The sequence below is a fragment of the Streptomyces sp. NPDC052052 genome (genome assembly GCF_040680455.1).
Taxonomy (GTDB): Bacteria; Actinomycetota; Actinomycetes; order Streptomycetales; family Streptomycetaceae; genus Streptomyces.
On the sequence record NZ_JBFAWU010000032.1, the window covers coordinates 31400 to 46057 of the forward strand.

Annotated in this window: 13 protein-coding genes; 5 read left to right on the top strand and 8 right to left on the bottom strand. The window is 69.3% G+C overall.

Annotated elements, in window-relative coordinates; translation table 11 throughout:
- Positions 1-151 precede the first annotated feature (151 nt).
- The 3 genes from AB0L71_RS29850 to AB0L71_RS29860 form a co-directional block, all read right to left on the bottom strand.
- Positions 152-424: a hypothetical protein gene (locus tag AB0L71_RS29850; protein WP_365248802.1), complete on the bottom strand. Its 273-nt coding sequence runs from the start codon at positions 422-424 to the stop codon at positions 152-154.
- A 244-nt stretch (positions 425-668) separates the two neighbouring features.
- A complete protein-coding gene (locus AB0L71_RS29855; protein ID WP_365248805.1) occupies positions 669-902 on the bottom strand; it encodes a chaplin in 234 nt (77 codons plus the stop codon).
- A gap of 290 nt (positions 903-1192) precedes the next feature.
- Entirely contained in the window at positions 1193-1594 is a 402-nt protein-coding gene (locus AB0L71_RS29860; RefSeq protein WP_365248808.1) for a rodlin, read from the bottom strand.
- Positions 1595-2033: 439 nt separating this feature from the next.
- Between AB0L71_RS29860 and AB0L71_RS29865 the strand changes: the two genes are divergently transcribed.
- On the top strand, positions 2034-2939 hold the full coding sequence (locus AB0L71_RS29865; RefSeq protein WP_365248811.1) for a chaplin family protein: 906 nt from the start codon (positions 2034-2036) through the stop codon (positions 2937-2939).
- Between the two features lie 90 nt (positions 2940-3029).
- On the opposite strand, the gene AB0L71_RS29870 is transcribed toward AB0L71_RS29865, so the two are convergent.
- The 5 genes from AB0L71_RS29870 to AB0L71_RS29890 all read right to left on the bottom strand — a co-directional run bounded on the left by AB0L71_RS29870 (position 3030) and on the right by AB0L71_RS29890 (position 9642).
- Complete coding sequence (locus tag AB0L71_RS29870) at positions 3030-3965, bottom strand: dihydrodipicolinate synthase family protein (protein ID WP_365248814.1); 936 nt, start codon at positions 3963-3965, stop codon at positions 3030-3032.
- Positions 3962-4969 carry an ABC transporter ATP-binding protein gene (locus tag AB0L71_RS29875; protein WP_365248817.1) on the bottom strand — a complete coding sequence of 336 codons (1008 nt, stop codon included), beginning with the start codon at positions 4967-4969 and terminating at the stop codon, positions 3962-3964. The genes AB0L71_RS29870 and AB0L71_RS29875 overlap by 4 nt, the downstream gene beginning before the upstream one ends.
- Complete coding sequence (locus AB0L71_RS29880; protein ID WP_365248820.1) at positions 4966-6936, bottom strand: dipeptide/oligopeptide/nickel ABC transporter permease/ATP-binding protein; 1971 nt, start codon at positions 6934-6936, stop codon at positions 4966-4968. Before AB0L71_RS29880 ends, AB0L71_RS29875 begins: the two co-directional genes overlap by 4 nt.
- A 1-nt stretch (position 6937) precedes the next feature.
- The gene (locus tag AB0L71_RS29885; protein ID WP_365248823.1) at positions 6938-7888 is read right to left on the bottom strand and encodes an ABC transporter permease; all 951 of its coding nucleotides are present in this window, start codon (positions 7886-7888) and stop codon (positions 6938-6940) included.
- 158 nt (positions 7889-8046) lie between these two features.
- Positions 8047-9642, bottom strand: a complete 1596-nt coding sequence (locus tag AB0L71_RS29890) for an ABC transporter substrate-binding protein (protein ID WP_365248825.1) — start codon at positions 9640-9642, stop codon at positions 8047-8049.
- A 167-nt stretch (positions 9643-9809) separates the two neighbouring features.
- Between AB0L71_RS29890 and AB0L71_RS29895 the strand changes: the two genes are divergently transcribed.
- From AB0L71_RS29895 to AB0L71_RS29910, 4 genes are all read left to right on the top strand, one after another.
- Positions 9810-10541 (top strand): FadR/GntR family transcriptional regulator, encoded by a 732-nt coding sequence (locus tag AB0L71_RS29895; RefSeq protein WP_365248828.1) that lies wholly within the window; start codon positions 9810-9812, stop codon positions 10539-10541.
- A gap of 181 nt (positions 10542-10722) precedes the next feature.
- On the top strand, positions 10723-11733 hold the full coding sequence (locus AB0L71_RS29900; protein ID WP_365248831.1) for an acetylxylan esterase: 1011 nt from the start codon (positions 10723-10725) through the stop codon (positions 11731-11733).
- Positions 11734-11747: 14 nt separating this feature from the next.
- Positions 11748-13043 (top strand): GDSL-type esterase/lipase family protein, encoded by a 1296-nt coding sequence (locus AB0L71_RS29905; protein ID WP_365248834.1) that lies wholly within the window; start codon positions 11748-11750, stop codon positions 13041-13043.
- Positions 13044-13160: 117 nt separating this feature from the next.
- On the top strand, positions 13161-14600 hold the full coding sequence (locus tag AB0L71_RS29910; RefSeq protein ID WP_365248837.1) for an exo-alpha-sialidase: 1440 nt from the start codon (positions 13161-13163) through the stop codon (positions 14598-14600).
- Positions 14601-14658 lie beyond the last annotated feature (58 nt).

Below are 14658 nucleotides of genomic sequence, written 5' to 3' on the forward strand. Positions count from 1 at the left end.
TGTCCGGAGCGCCCTGATCAACTCAAGGCCGCGGGAATGGTTGTGCCTCTTCACTCGAACGGTGCCTTCACGGACCCGCCGTTCCTCGCACACGCGCTGCGTGACCTGCGGCCCGCTCCGCATGCGCAGGAGGCTGCGGTCGCGCGCGGGATCAGCCGCCGATCGGCAGTCCGCCCATGAGCGGAGCCGCTGCTCCCCCGGTCAGCCTGGTGACGGCACCGGTGCCCTGCACGGATTCCGCGGCGCCGCCCACCGTGTCGACGACCGGGTCGACAGCCTGCGGGGCGCTCTCCACTACCTGGTTGACGCCACCGTTGAGGCTGAAGTTCGGGCCTGTGGCCGTGGCAACGGCGAAGGCGGGAGCGGCCGTTCCAAGAGCAGCTACAGAACCGACGACGAGGGCAGCAGTCTTCGCGTACTTCACTTTCGGGTTCCCTTCTGCAGCGGCAGCCGTATCGGTCGCGCACCCGCGCCGCACCAGCCCTCTTCGGCTGTGACGTCCACCGCACTCGCCCTGGGCAACGATGCGGTTGCGGCAGGGCAACTGCACAGTTCTTCTTTTTTCCGCAACCACTCGATCGACGACCAGGACGAAGAAAGGCCCCGGCACGCAGCGAATGCGCACCGGAGCCTTCCGTTCAAGAGTGCCCGGTCAGAAGGACCAGGAATCAGGCAGCGGGGCAGAAGTTGCCGAACGCGGGGTTGAGCACGCCGACCACGCTCACGGAGTTCCCGCAGAGGTTGACCGGAAGGTGGATCGGGGCCTGGATGTGGTCACCCGACACGATGCCGGGGGAATTGGTGGCATAGCCCTCGGCACCGGAGTCGGCGAACGCGGGCGCGGCGGCACCCATCGCCATCAGGGTTCCGGCGGCAATGGCAGCGGCCTTGGTGTACTTCATTTTCATCCCTTTCTGTGACGGAGTTCGAAGCGGTCACGCCTTTCGTGCCGCACGAGCGCGGTCCTGCGACCCGCGACTCCGCCACTGCAATTCGTAACGATTGAGGACCGCGAGCGAATATCTTCAAAAAGAAGATTTCCGAGAACCGCCGCATGACGCAGCAACGATCACTTGACGTCACCGGCGGGTTCGCCGGCCTCTCCGGTGCACCGGCACGCGGGAAGGCAGCGGCGGGCCCGGGCTGCACGGAGGAGGAACGTCGGCAGCCCGGGTCGTTCATGGGGGCCGGATCAGCCGTTGCCGATGCCGTTGCCGGTGAGGACCGGGATGTTGCTCAGGATGTGCGACAGCGGCTCGTCACCCTTGGCCTGGGTGGAGTTCTCCGTGCACTGCTGGTTCTGCGGCGAGGAAAGGACGTCGACGTCATGGACCGTGACCGGGACCAGACCGAGGAGCGAGCCTGCGTTGGCCTTGGCCGGCAGGCCGATGCACGGCTTGTTCAGGCTGCCCTGCACCAGGCCGAACTGGGGGCTGCCGTCACCACGGGTCTCGGCGTTGCCGAACGACTGCGAGGCGCTGTTGCCGTTGACCGACGTGGTTCCACCCTCGTCACCGAGCGCCATGGCCTGCGTCGCGCCCAGACCGAGGATGGAGGCAGCGACGGCACCCGTAGCCAGAACCTTCTTGATCACGATGAACCCTTCCCGTGCTGGATGCCCCGGACCGGAGCCCCCTGCCCAACTCGCGACCGTGCGTTTAGTTCTCTCCATTCACCCGAATGCCAGCACGCACGGACAGGAGTACGAAACAATTCCCCTGGGGCTTCAGGGTCATTCACCCTCCCATTCCCCGACATCCGGGGAGGTGGCGCCCGCACATTCCCTGGAGCAGGTCCCAGCATTCGGCGGATACGTCGTACGTCAAGGTGGATGCGCCTGGATCATCCGTCTGAGTGGTCACCAAACTTCCACAGCCTTTCGGGTTTCCTCAACAATTCCGCCTCGTTATGGCTTTTATCAGGCGTACCGATCCGGCATCTGCCGAGCACGGATTCCGCGCCGCTTGATGAATGAGCCGCGAGCGTTCCGCTCGCACGGAATGTCCACGGAATGTCCTAGGAAAGGGCAACCAATGCGAAAAGCCTTGAGTAAGAGCGTGCTGGTCGTGGCGGCGGCGTCAGCCGTCCTGACCGCGACCGGCGGATACGCGTTCGCGGACGCGTCGGCCGATGGCGACGCCATCGGTTCGCCAGGGGTCGGCTCGGGCAACGCCGTGCAGGTGCCGGTCCACGTTCCCGTCAACGTGTGCGGCAACACGGTCAGCGTGATCGGTCTGGTGAACCCCGCGTTCGGCAACGAGTGTGCGAACGAGGACGACGGCCCGGCTGCGGGCGACGCCCAGGGCGCGAACGCCGGCAGCACGGCCTCCGGTTCCGCCGGTGTGCTGTCGGGCGACCTCATCCAGGCGCCGGTGGACGTCCCGGTGAACGTCTGCGGCAACACGGTCGACGTGGTCGGTCTCCTGAACCCCACCACCGGCAACCGGTGCGGGTACGGCGAGGACGGCCAGGACACCCCAGGCGGCCAGGACACCCCGGGCGGCCAGGACACCCCCGAGCCGCCGAACCACAAGCCCCCGCACCACAAGCCGCCGCACCACAAGCCGCCCACCAAGGGGGACCACCACCACGACGACTGCCCGCCCGGGCATGACGACGAGCCGCCCACAAACGAGCCGCCCACGAACGAGCCGCCCGAGCACGAGCCGCCGACGAACGAGCCGCCCGAGCACGAGCCGCCCACGCACAAGCCGCCGACCCACACCTCCTGGCACCACAACCCGCCGAAGCACACCTGGCACCACGGCTGGGACCAGAATCCGCCGCAGCACACCTGGCAGCACACGCCGCAGCACCACCAGCCGGAGATGGCGCACACCGGCACGGACACCAACCTGGGCATCGCCGGTGCCGCCAGTGCCGCGATGGTGCTCGGCGGCAGCCTGCTGATGCGCCGCAGCCGCGCCTCGCGGGACTGACGCACCCCATGCACAGAGGTCCGGTGGGACAGCACATGCTGTCCCACCGGACCTTTCGTCGTCCCGTCCGAGCAACGGGTCCCTGGAGCGTCAGACCGTGGAGAGCCCCGCGCGGTCCAGGTAGGCGGCGACGGTCGCCGTCTCCGCGGCGTCCAGCGGGCGCATCGGCGGGCTCATCACGTTGGTGGCGATGATCCCGCGCAGCATCAGCGCGGTCTTGAACGCACCGAGTCCCGCCGCCGTGGCGGACGCCGTGCCGGGACGGGCTGCGCGGACGATGTCGAAGAGCCCGACGAGGCGGTCCTGCTCGGTCTTCGCCGCGGCCCAGTCGCCACGCACCGCGGCCTCGTGGAGGCGTACGTACCCGTGCGGGTCGACATTGCCGAGCCCCGGGACCGAGCCGTCGGCGCCACCGAGCATCATCGCGTCGACGACCAGCTCATGGCCGGTGAGCACGGAGAAGTCCGGCAGCTCCTGGGCGCCGATGGCCAGCCGTCGGAACGAACCGTCGTCGCCGCTGGAGTCCTTCACACCGGCCAGCACCCCGTCCGCGGCGAGCGGGAGCAGGAGTTCCGGGTCGAGCTTGCTGTGCACGCAGACCGGCACGTCGTACGCCAGGAGCGGCAGGTCGACGGCGGCGGCGACATCCCTGAAGTGCCGGTCGATCTCCGTGTCGTGGGTACGGGTGTAGAACGGCGCCGTGACGACGACGGCGTCCGCACCGAGCTCGGCGGCGCGGTTGGCACGCTCGATCGCACGGTTGGTGGTGGTCTCGATCGCTCCGACGAGAACCGGCACCTGGCCCGCGGCAGCCGCCGTGATGACCTTGATGACCTCGTCCTGCTGTCCGGGCGTCAGATAGGCGGTCTCGCCGGAGCTGCCGAGGGCGAACAGCCCGCTGACACCGCCGTCGAGGAGATGCCCCACGACCCGCTCCAGGGAGGGGCGGTCGAGCTCGCCGTCCGCGGTGAGCGGGGTGACGACGGGCGGGATCACTCCCGAGTAGCGGGGGGTTCGGGCGGTCATTCGGTGCTCCTTGCGGATGGTACGGGGGTTGCGTCCCCGGAGGGGGACACGGGGGTCTGGGGGTGGACGCAATGCCAACGGTGCCCGTCGGCGCCTTCGGTGAGCACCGGGAAGACCGTGGCGCACGCGTCGTCCGCCTTCCAGCAACGGGTGCGGAACGGGCAGCCGGTCGGCGGGTTGGTCGCCGAGGGGACCGGGCCGGTGAGCACGATGCGCTCGGTGGTCTCCAGCAGGCTGGGCGTCGCGGAGAGCAGCGCCTCGGTGTACGGGTGCGAGGGGGCGCCCGCGACATCCGCCGCGCGTCCTTCCTCGACGATGCGGCCGAGGTAGAGGACGGCGATGCGGTCGGCGAGGTAGCGCACGGTCTGGATGTCGTGCGAGATGAACACCATGCCGAGGCCGAGGCGTTCACGCAGGTCCACCAGGAGGTTGAGGACCTGGGCGCGGACCGAGACGTCGAGCGCGGACGTCGGTTCGTCGGCGACGATCAGTTCCGGTTCGAGTGCCAGTGCGCGGGCGATGGCGACGCGCTGGCGCTGGCCGCCGGAGAGCTGTCCGGGCAGTGCGGCGAGGGTGTGGTCGGGCAGGCCGACCAGGTCGAGGAGTTCCTCGACGCGGGCCTCGCGCTCCTCCCGGGTGCCGCGCCGGTGCACGTCGAGCGGGTCGCGCAGGATCTGACGGACCGTGAGCCGGGGGTTGAGGGCGGTGGACGGGTCCTGGAAGACCACACCCACGGCGGAGCCGAAGTCGTTGCGGCGCTGCGACGCGGACATCTCCCAGAGGTCGCGCCCGTGGAAGCGGACCTCGCCCTCGGTGGGCTTCTGGAGTCCGGTCAGTACCCGGGCGAGCGTGGACTTTCCGCAGCCGGACTCGCCGACCAGGCCGACGATCTCGCCCTTCTTGACCTCGAGCGTGGCGTCGGTGAGTGCGTGCACCGCGTCCCGGCTGAAGAGCCCGCCGCTGCGTGCCTTGTGGCGTACGTGGACGCCGTCGAGCCTGATCACAGGGCGCTCCCTTCCAGCTGTGCGGCCTGCGCCGGGTGGTGGCAGGCGAAGCCGTGGTCCTGCGCGTCGGCGCGGGTGGTGAGTTTCGGTGTGGTGGTGCGGCACAGTTCGGTGGCCGCGCCGCAGCGCGAGGCGAACCGGCAGCCCTCGCCGAAGCTCTGGGGTGCGGGGACGACGCCGCGGATCTGGTGCAGCCGTTCGGCGCCCGCCTCCAGGGAGACGACCGAGCCGAGCAGGCCGCGGCTGTAGTGGTGGGTGGGCGCGGTGAGGACGGAACGCGTGTCCCCGATCTCGGCCAGCCGGCCCGCGTACATCACCGCGACGCGGTGCGACAGGTCGCCGACGAGGGCGAGGTCGTGCGAGACGAGCACCATGGCGAAGCCGAGCTCGTCACGGAGTTGCACGAGGAGTTCGACGACCTGGGCCTGGACGGTGACGTCGAGGGCGGTGGTCGGTTCGTCGGCGATGAGCAGACGGGGGTTGCGGGACAGTGCCATGGCGATCAGGACGCGCTGGCGCTGGCCGCCGGAGAGCTCGTGCGGGTAGCTGCGCAGGGTGCGTTCGGGCGACAGGCCGACCAGTTCGAGGAGTTCGGCCGGGGTCTTCGTGCCCCCGCGCGAGGTGAGCTGCTTCAGCTGGGTGCCCACGAGCACCGACGGGTTGAGGGAGGAGAGCGCGTCCTGGTAGACCATCGCGATCTCGGGGCCCATCAGGGCGCGGCGCTCCTTCGGCGAGAGCTTCAGCAGGTCCCGGCCGCGGTACAGAATCTCGCCGCTGACCTCGGCGTTGCGGGCCAGGAGGCCCATCACGGCGAGGCTGGTGATGGACTTTCCGCAGCCGGACTCGCCGACCAGGCCCAGGGTTTCGCCCTCGTGGACGGTGAAGTTGAGCGCGTCCACGACCGGGACGTCGCCGTACCGGTCGGGGAAGCGGATCGCGAGGTCGCGTACGACGAGGAGTTCGTCGGCGTCCTCACGCACCGGGGTGATGGTCGGCTCCTGGGCGTGGATGCGCTCGGCGAGCTGGGTGAGGGCGGCGTCGATGTCGACGGTGGAGCGGGCCTCCACCGGGTCCGCTGCCGTGGTGGCGGTGGAGGGGCCGGGGGTGGTGCGGGCCTGCTTCGGCGCGGCGGACGCGTCGGTGAGGCCCTCGGAGAGGATGTTCAGCGCGAGCACGGTGATCAGCAGGGCGAGGCCGGGGAAGAACGTGGCCCACCAGCCGCCCGCCAGGAGGATCTGCCGGCCGTAGGCGAGGACGCTGCCCCAGCTGGGGTCGGGGTCCTGGACTCCGGCGCCGATGAAGGAGAGGCTCGCCTCGAAGATGATCGCCTCGGCGACCATGACGGTCGCGAACACCATGACCGGGGCCATGCAGTTGACGGCGACGTGCCGCACCACGATGTAGGCCCGTCGGGCTCCGATGACCTTCTCGGCCGCGACGTAGTCCTCTCCGTACTGGGACAGGACGTTGGCGCGGACCACGCGGGCCAGCGACGGGGTGTAGACGAAGGCGATGGTGAAGATGATGACCGGGATGCTGGTGCCGAAGACCGCGACGAGGACGGCGGCCAGGGCGATCGGCGGGAACGACATCACCACGTCGAGGGTGCGCATCACCGATTCGTCGCCGAGCTTGCGCGAGGTGGCGGCGAGGGCGCCCAGGACGGATCCGGCGATCAGGGCGACGGCGGTCGAGCCGAGGCCGATGATCAGCGAGTAGCGCGAGCCGTGCACGACCCGGGCGAAGACGTCGCGGCCGGCCCGGTCGGTACCGAACCAGTGGTCGGCGCTCGGGGCCTGGACCGGGGTGCCGGTGGTGAGCGGGTCCTGCGTCAGCAACGGCGCGAAGACGGCGCCGAGGACGACGACGATCAGCACGCCGAGGGCGATGCGGGAGGCGACCGGGAGTGCGCGGAACGCGATGCCGGGTCGGGACAGTTTGGAGGCCAGACGGCCGGTGGCGAACATGTCACACCGTCCTGATACGCGGGTTGACCAGCAGGTAGAGCAGGTCGACGATGACGTTGACCACCAGGAACGCAATGGCGATGGTCAGTACGGTGCCCTGGACCAGGGCGACATCGCCACCGGTGACACCTTCGAGGATGAGTTTGCCCATGCCGGGCAGGTCGAAGATCGCTTCGATGACGACCGCGCCGCTGAGCATGTAGCCGACCTTGATGCCGAGCACGGTCAGCGGGGTGACGAGCGCGTTGCGCAGCACCGAGCGGATGACCAGGAAGGGCGGGAGGCCGTTGCCCTGGGCGGTGCGGACGTAGTCGCGGTCGAGTTCGGCGACCATCGAGGTCCGGACGAGCCGGGCGAGCGAGGCGGAGACCGGAAGCGCGAGGGAAATCGCGGGCAGCGCCATGCTGCGGAGCCAGCCGCTGAAGGAGTCGGCCGGGTTGGTGTATCCGCCGGTCGGGAAGATCGGCGAGTTGAGTGCGAACTGCTGGATGAGCAGGACGCCGAGCCAGAACGACGGGATGGCGACCCCGGCCATGGACACGATTCGGAAGAGCTGGTCGGGCCAGCGGTCCCGGTACATCGCGCCGATCACGCCGAAGACGACGGCCAGGACGACCGCGAGGATCAGCCCGAGGAAGGTCAGCTGGAGGGTGAGCGGGAAGGCGCCCGTGATCCGGTCGATGACGGGCTGGCTCGGCGGGACGGTCGTCCCGAGGTCGAGGTGGAGCAGTTGGCCGAGGAAACGGAAGTAACGGACCGGCAGGGGGTCGTTCAGTCCGTTGGCTTCGGCGAAGGCCGCACGGGCCTCGGGTGTGGCGCTCTCCCCGAGCGCGTTGAAGGCCGGGTCGACCGGCGAGAACTGCAGCACCACGAAGACAAGCAGCGCGATGCCGAGGATCATCACCGGCATCATCGCGACGCGGCGCAGCGCGAGCCGGAGAAAAGCAACCATCGTCGGGTTCCTTGCGGTTGGGCGGTTTGGGGTCCGGGACGTCTGGGGCGTCTGGGGCAGACGCCCCGGACCGGACTGTCAGGCGCGGGGCCCTGCCGTCGGACGCCGACCGCGAAGAGGCGGTCCGACGGCAGGGCCCGGACGGGCCGGTGGGCCGGTCAGGCGCGGCTGACGTCCAGGAAGGACAGGCCCGTGGTGGGCAGCGGCTTGAAGCCGGGGAGGGCCTTCTCGTTCCAGGCGGTGGGCAGCTTGCGGTGGAGGATCGGGTACAGCGCGGCCTCCTCGGCGACCAGGTCGGTGACCTGGCCCCACAGCTCCTTGCGCTTGGTCTCGTCGGCGGCCTGAGCGGCCTTGTCGAGGAGCTGCTTGACCTGCTTGTACGCGTCGGACTTCGCCCAGCCGTAGCGCTTCTCGGGCCAGAAGCCGTAGTAGAACCAGCGCAGCAGGAGGTCGGCGTCGTTACCGAAGACGGACGGGTCGCCGGGAGCGACCAGCACCTCGAAGTCGCCCTTGTCGACCTTGGCGTACTGGGCCGGGGACTGGGCGATGTTGAGGGTGACCTTGACGCCCGCCGCCTCCCAGCTCTCCTTCAGCAGCGGGGCGATGTCCTTGACCCAGCCGGTGTCGGTGGTGAGCACAGTGAAGGAGAGGTTCCCGACGCCTGCCTCGGAGAGCAGCTTCTTCGCCTTCGCCACGTCGTGCGTGTAGACCGTGGCGGCCTTGTGGTAGTCGGGGTGGGTCGAGGGGACGTACCCGGTGGCGGCCGCGGCGTTGCCCACCATGGCGGTGGAGATGATCTTCTCGGTGTCCAGGGCGTAGTGCAGCGCCTGGCGCACCCGCTTGTCGGCGAACCGCTTGTCGGCGGTGTTGAACATCAGGAAGAGCAGACCGAAGGACTGGACGGACTCGGTCTTCACGGAGCCCGAGAGCCGCTTGACGTCGATGTAGGGAACGTCCTCGATGGCCTGGACGCGGCCGGACTCCATGGCGCTGACGCGGGCCGACTGGTCCGACATCAGGCGCCAGATCATCTTCTTGGCCTTGGCCGGGTGCGGGCCGTTGTACTTGTCGAACTTCTCGAAGACGATCTTGTCCTCGCGGGTGGCGGAGACGAACTTGTACGGGCCGGAGCCCACCGGCTTGGCGTCGAAGGCCTTGGGGTCCGGCTCGACGATCTTCTTCGGGACGATCCGGGCCACGGCGATGCGGGACGGGAAGAGCGCGAAGGGGTACTTGAGCTTGAACTCGACGGTGCTCGTGTCGACGGCCTTCACGGTGTCGATGAAGGGCACGAACTGCGCCATGAGCGAGGCGTTCTTCTCGTCCAGGATGCGTTCGAAGCTGAACACCACGTCCTCGGCGGTGACCGCGGAGCCGTCGTGGAAGGTCGCACCCTCGCGGAGCGTGGCCCGGTAGGTGGTGGCGTTGATCTTCTTCGGCATCTCGGTGGCCAGCGCGGGGCGGGCGACAAGAGTTGCCGGATCGAGATCAACGAGGCCCTCGAAGATGTGCATGTTGGCCGCGTACGGGGTCGCGCCCGAGGTGATCATCGGGTCGAAGCCGGTCGACAACGGGTACGAGAGACCGGCCTCGATGAGGCCGTTTCCGTCGCCCTTGCCCGACGAGCCGTTGGCGGTCGAGGACGGGCCGCCGCAGGCGGAAAGGCTCGCGGTGATGGCTGCTGCCGCACCGATGGCGCTGGTGTAACGCAGGAAGGTGCGGCGCTCGACACCAGCTGATCTCAGCTCGGGCACGGGTCCTCCAGGGACGTCGAAGGTGGAACGTGGCGGGAACAGCGGCCGGACACGAGAATCGCGAAGACCGAAGTGCCTCATGCATCAGACGTCAGATGTCTGATGCCTTGATAGCGTGGGAACGTAGCTTGACAATCGAGAGGGGTCAAGAGGTGGGGAGTTCACATTTGTCCGGCGCGAAGCCCGGGAGACAACTGCTCCGGCAGGAGGTCGCCGACGGCATCAAGCGTTACATCCTCGACCAGCGCCTGCGCCCCGGGGATCCGCTGCCCACCGAACCGGTCCTGTGCGAGACGCTCGGCGCCAGCCGGTCCAGCGTCCGCGAGGCGGTGAAGATCCTCGACGCGCTGGACATCGTGGAGGTGCGGCACGGGCATGGCACGTACGTGGGCAGGCTGAGCCTGTCGGCCCTGGTGGAGAGCCTGACCTTCCGTGGCCTGCTCTCCCCCGACGACGACTTCCAGGTGATGGCCGACCTCGTCGACGTGCGGGAACTCTTCGAGCGCGGGATGGCCGACCGGATCGTCTCCCTGCTCAGCCAGGACCAGCTCGACACGCTGGACGGGCTGGTCGCCACCATGCGCGAGACCGGCGTCCAGGACGGGCACGGCTTCGTGGAGGCGGACCGGGCGTTCCACGCACTGCTGGTGGCGCCGCTCGGCAACGAACTGATCGGCCAGCTCTCGATGGCCTTCTGGGACGTGTACTCGATCGTCGCGCCCCATCTCGACGGATTCACCCGGGCCGACGAGATGGAGACGATCACGGCGCACCAGAACATCGTGGACGCCGCGCGCAGCGGTGACACCGCGGGATTCCTGAAGGCCCTGGGCGAGCACTACGCCCCGGTCCGGCGCCGGATCTCCGAGGCCCGCGGGCGCCGCAGCGCCCAGGACTGACCCTTCCACCCGCCCCTCCCCCGGGAGGGGCCGGAGCCCCGTCGGGGCGCGACACGGCCCGGCGGGGCTCTTGACGTCCGTCGCGAGCACTGCCTAGGGTCCGTGTGCCGCCAGGACATCTGACGTCTTCTGTCTCGATGCCCGGTGTTCATCGCCTCAGTTCATCCAGGAGGGCACCTCCATGCCGTTGACGGACCTCTCGCTCGCGGACTGCCGCGCCTACCGGCCCGAACTCCCGGTTCCCGACGGATTCGACGCCTTCTGGTCCGAGACGCTGAGCCGGTCCGCCGCGGCGGGCCGGGACGCCGGGAAGAAGCCGGTGTACACCCCCGTCGACACCGGACTCACCCAGATCCGCACCTACGACGTGACCGTGCCCGGCTTCGCCGGACAGCCGGTCCGCGGCTGGCTGCGCCTGCCGGCCGGGGCCACCGAACCGCTCGGCTGCATCGTCGAGTTCCTGGGGTACGGGCGTGGCCGCGGGCTCGCCCACGAGAACCTGCTCTGGGCGTCCGCCGGCTACGCACACCTGATCATGGACACCCGCGGTCAGGGCTGGTCGGCCGCGGAGGGCGCCACTCCCGACACGGACGCCGGTGCGGCCGGGGTCGTCCCCGGCTTCCTCACCCGTGGCATCGAGAGCCCCGAAACCTTCTACTACCGACGGGTGTTCACCGACGCGGTGAGCTCCGTCGAGGCGATACGCGAGCACCCCGAGATCGATCCGGACCGGATCGTCGTCACCGGCGTCAGCCAGGGCGGCGGCATCACACTCGCGGTGTCGGGACTCGTGCCGGGGCTGGCCGGCGTGATGCCGGACGTGCCGTTCCTCTGCAACTTCCCCCGGGCCGCGGAGATCACGGGCCTTCCGCCGTACACCGAGATCGCCGAGTACCTGAAGCTCCACCGCGACCGCACCGAGACGGTGTTCACCACCCTGGCGCACTTCGACGCCGCCCTGCTCGCCACCCGCGCCACCGCTCCCGCGCTGTTCTCGATCGCGATGATGGACGAGATCTGCCCGCCCTCCACCTGCTTCACCGCGTACAACCACTACGCGGGGCCCAAGGACGTACGGGTCTACGGGTTCAACGGGCACGAGGGCGGCGCGGCCTATCAGCAGCGGGAGCAACTGGCCTGGGTGCGTGATCTGTTCGCAGCCCCGCCGTCGGGGCGGGGCTCCCACTCCTGACCGGAGGTTCCTCCTTGCGCAGACGATCCGTGCTTCTCGCCGCCGGCGCGGCCGCCCTGGGTACCCAGCTCGGCAGCCGCGCCTTCGCCGCCACGGGCAGCGGCCCGGTCCTGGACCACGGCACATCGGTGGATCTGGACGGCAGTCAGTACGTCGACCTGTCGGACCATGCCGCCGCACTGGCCCCGCTCACCACAGGCACCATCGTCGTCACCTTCCGCACCACGAGTCACAACCAGGCGATGACGCTGCTCAGCGCCTCCGACCCGACCGTTCCCTCCTCCAACATCACCCTGAACCTGTCCGGCGGCGCCCTGCAGTTCTCCGTGCGCAACAAGGGCGCCGTGCTCATCAATGTCATGACCAGGACACGCTACGACGACGGCCGGCTCCACACCGTCGCCGTCACCGTGGACGCCTCGGGCACCCGGCTCCACGCCGGTGGGCGCACCGTGTTCGAGACGTCCCAGCACTCCTTCTTCGCCAACAGCTCCGGGCTGACCGCCCTGGCGCTGGGGCGGAATCTGGACAGCGACCACCCCGGCGGCGAATGGTTCTGCACCGGCACGATCGAACGGGCCGCCGTCTGGGACCGGGTGCTCGACGAGTCCGAACTGGTCGCCCAGAGCCCCCGGCCCGAGCTCGCCGATCTGGGCCGGATCTCCACCATCCTGAACAGCGACACGCCCGCCACCTGGGTCGTCACCGGCGACAGCATCACCCACGGCGCCCTGCACACCAACGGCTGGCGCAGCTACCCGGAGCACTGGATGGAACGGGTCCGCTGGGAACTGGGCAAGCCGAAGAACCGGGACTTCGTGATCGACTCCGGCGTGAGCGGCGCCACCAGCGCCGACCTCATCGCCGGGTTCGGGGAACGGGTCACCGCCTTCTCCCCGAAGGTCGTCTCGATCATGATCGGTACGAACGACATCGCGACGTCCGGTCTCGGCCTGGAGGTCTACCGGGCCAATCTCGTCTCGCTGGTGCGCTCGGTGCGCGCACTGCCCGGCTCCCCCGTCCCGGTGCTCCAGTCGCCGAACCCGGTCGATCCGGCCAAGTGGCCCGGCAGGGTGGGCCTTTCCCAGTACGCCCGGGTCATGGGCGAGGTCGCGGCGCAGGAGAACGCCGTGTTCATCGACCACTACAACGACTGGCTGAGCAGCAACGACGGCAAGGTCCCGCTCTCCCTGCTCAATGACGGGCTCCACCCCAACGAGCGGGGCCACCACCACATCGCCGTCAAAATGATCAAGGACCTTCAGGTCTTCGACAGCGACAGCCGGGTCTGCTCGCTCCTCGTCCCGTAGCGAGGAGCGGCTGCTCCCCCGCGCCCCGCCGCCGGGCCTTCTCCTGCCCGCCGGGGTCCTGCCCCGTATCTCCGTTTTCCCGAGAAGCACCACACCTTCCGAGAAGAGAGATCCCCCATGCAGCGAAAAGTCTCCCTTGCCCTGCTCAGTGCCGCCCTGCTGGTGGCCACCGCGACAGGCACCGCACACGGCGCCGCCGCGGCGGCCGGTGAACTGACCTCCCAGGACCTGACCGTGGACGGAGTGGGCTCGCCGCACTACCGCATCCCGGCGCTCACCACCTCGGTGAAGGGCACGGTCCTGGCGGCCTACGACGCCCGCCCCACCCTCGGCGACCTGCCGAGCAACATCTCCGTCGTACTGCGCCGCAGCACGGACGGAGGTGCGACCTGGCAGCCGCAGCAGGTGGTCCGTCAGGACGCCGCTCCCCAGGGCTACGGCGACCCGAGCCTGCTCGTCGACCGCACCACCGGCCGGATCTTCCTCTTCTACGCGGCCTCGGTGAACCAGGGCTACTTCGGCTCGGCCACCGGCAACGACGAGACCGACCCCAACGTCCTCCAGGCCGACTACAGCTACTCCGACGACGACGGCCTGACCTGGACCCACCGCCGGATCACCAGTCAGATCAAGAACCCTGCCTGGGGCGGCATGTTCGCGGCCTCCGGTGAGGGCATCCAGGTGCGGCACGGTACGTACAAGGGCCGGCTGATCCAGCAGTACGCCGTCCGCGTCAACGGCGCCAACTACGCGGCCAGCGCGTACAGCGACGACCACGGCGAGACCTGGAAGATGGGCAACCCGGTCGGTCCCGGGGCCGACGAGAACAAGACCGTCGAGCTGTCCGACGGCAGGATCATGCTCAACAACCGTGCCAAGCCGTACCGGACGATCGCCTACTCCACCGACGGCGGCGTCAACTACACCCCGCTCACCCAGGACACCAATCTGATCGACCCGGCCAACAACGCGTCCGTGATGCGCTACAACGCCGACGCCGATGCCTCGAACCCGCAGGCGTCCTGGCTGCTGTTCAGCAACACCGAGGACACCTCGTCGCGGCGCAACCTCACGGTGAAGATGTCCTGCGACAACGGGAAGACCTGGCCGATCAGGAAGGTCGTCGACTCGGGCGCCGCTGCCTACTCGACGCTGACCCGACTGCCCGACGGGCGGCTCGGGCTGCTCTACGAGCGGGCCAACTACACGCACATGACGTACGCCTCGTTCGATCTGAAGTGGCTGGGCGGCACCTGTGCGGACATCACGATCACGCCGCCCGCGACCCTGAAGGCGGGCACGCAGGCGGAGGTGACGGTCCGGGTCGTCAACCGGATGGACGTGTGGCGCGCGGCGGGCACGGTCGATCTGACCGTGCCGTCCGGCTGGACGACGCAGCAGGTGAGCATCCCCGCCATGAACCCGGGCCAGGGTGCGAACGTCAAGGTTCCGGTCACCGTGCCGGCCGGGGCGTCCGGCGACGTCTCCCTCACCGCGACGTACCGGACGGGCGCGCTGCAGGCGTCCGGCAGTGCGACGGTGACCGTGACCCCGTAACGCACAGCGGGCGTCACGGGGCCCCGTGACGCCCGCTGTGACGGGCCCCGTCGCAGGG

Coding starts and splice junctions, on each gene's coding strand:
- AB0L71_RS29855 (WP_365248805.1), bottom strand. CDS start 902: ATGAAGTACACCAAGGCCGCTGCCATTGCCGCCGGAACCCTGATGGCG.
- AB0L71_RS29865 (WP_365248811.1), top strand. CDS start 2,034: ATGCGAAAAGCCTTGAGTAAGAGCGTGCTGGTCGTGGCGGCGGCGTCA.
- AB0L71_RS29870 (WP_365248814.1), bottom strand. CDS start 3,965: ATGACCGCCCGAACCCCCCGCTACTCGGGAGTGATCCCGCCCGTCGTC.
- AB0L71_RS29880 (WP_365248820.1), bottom strand. CDS start 6,936: ATGTTCGCCACCGGCCGTCTGGCCTCCAAACTGTCCCGACCCGGCATC.
- AB0L71_RS29885 (WP_365248823.1), bottom strand. CDS start 7,888: ATGGTTGCTTTTCTCCGGCTCGCGCTGCGCCGCGTCGCGATGATGCCG.
- AB0L71_RS29900 (WP_365248831.1), top strand. CDS start 10,723: ATGCCGTTGACGGACCTCTCGCTCGCGGACTGCCGCGCCTACCGGCCC.
- AB0L71_RS29910 (WP_365248837.1), top strand. CDS start 13,161: ATGCAGCGAAAAGTCTCCCTTGCCCTGCTCAGTGCCGCCCTGCTGGTG.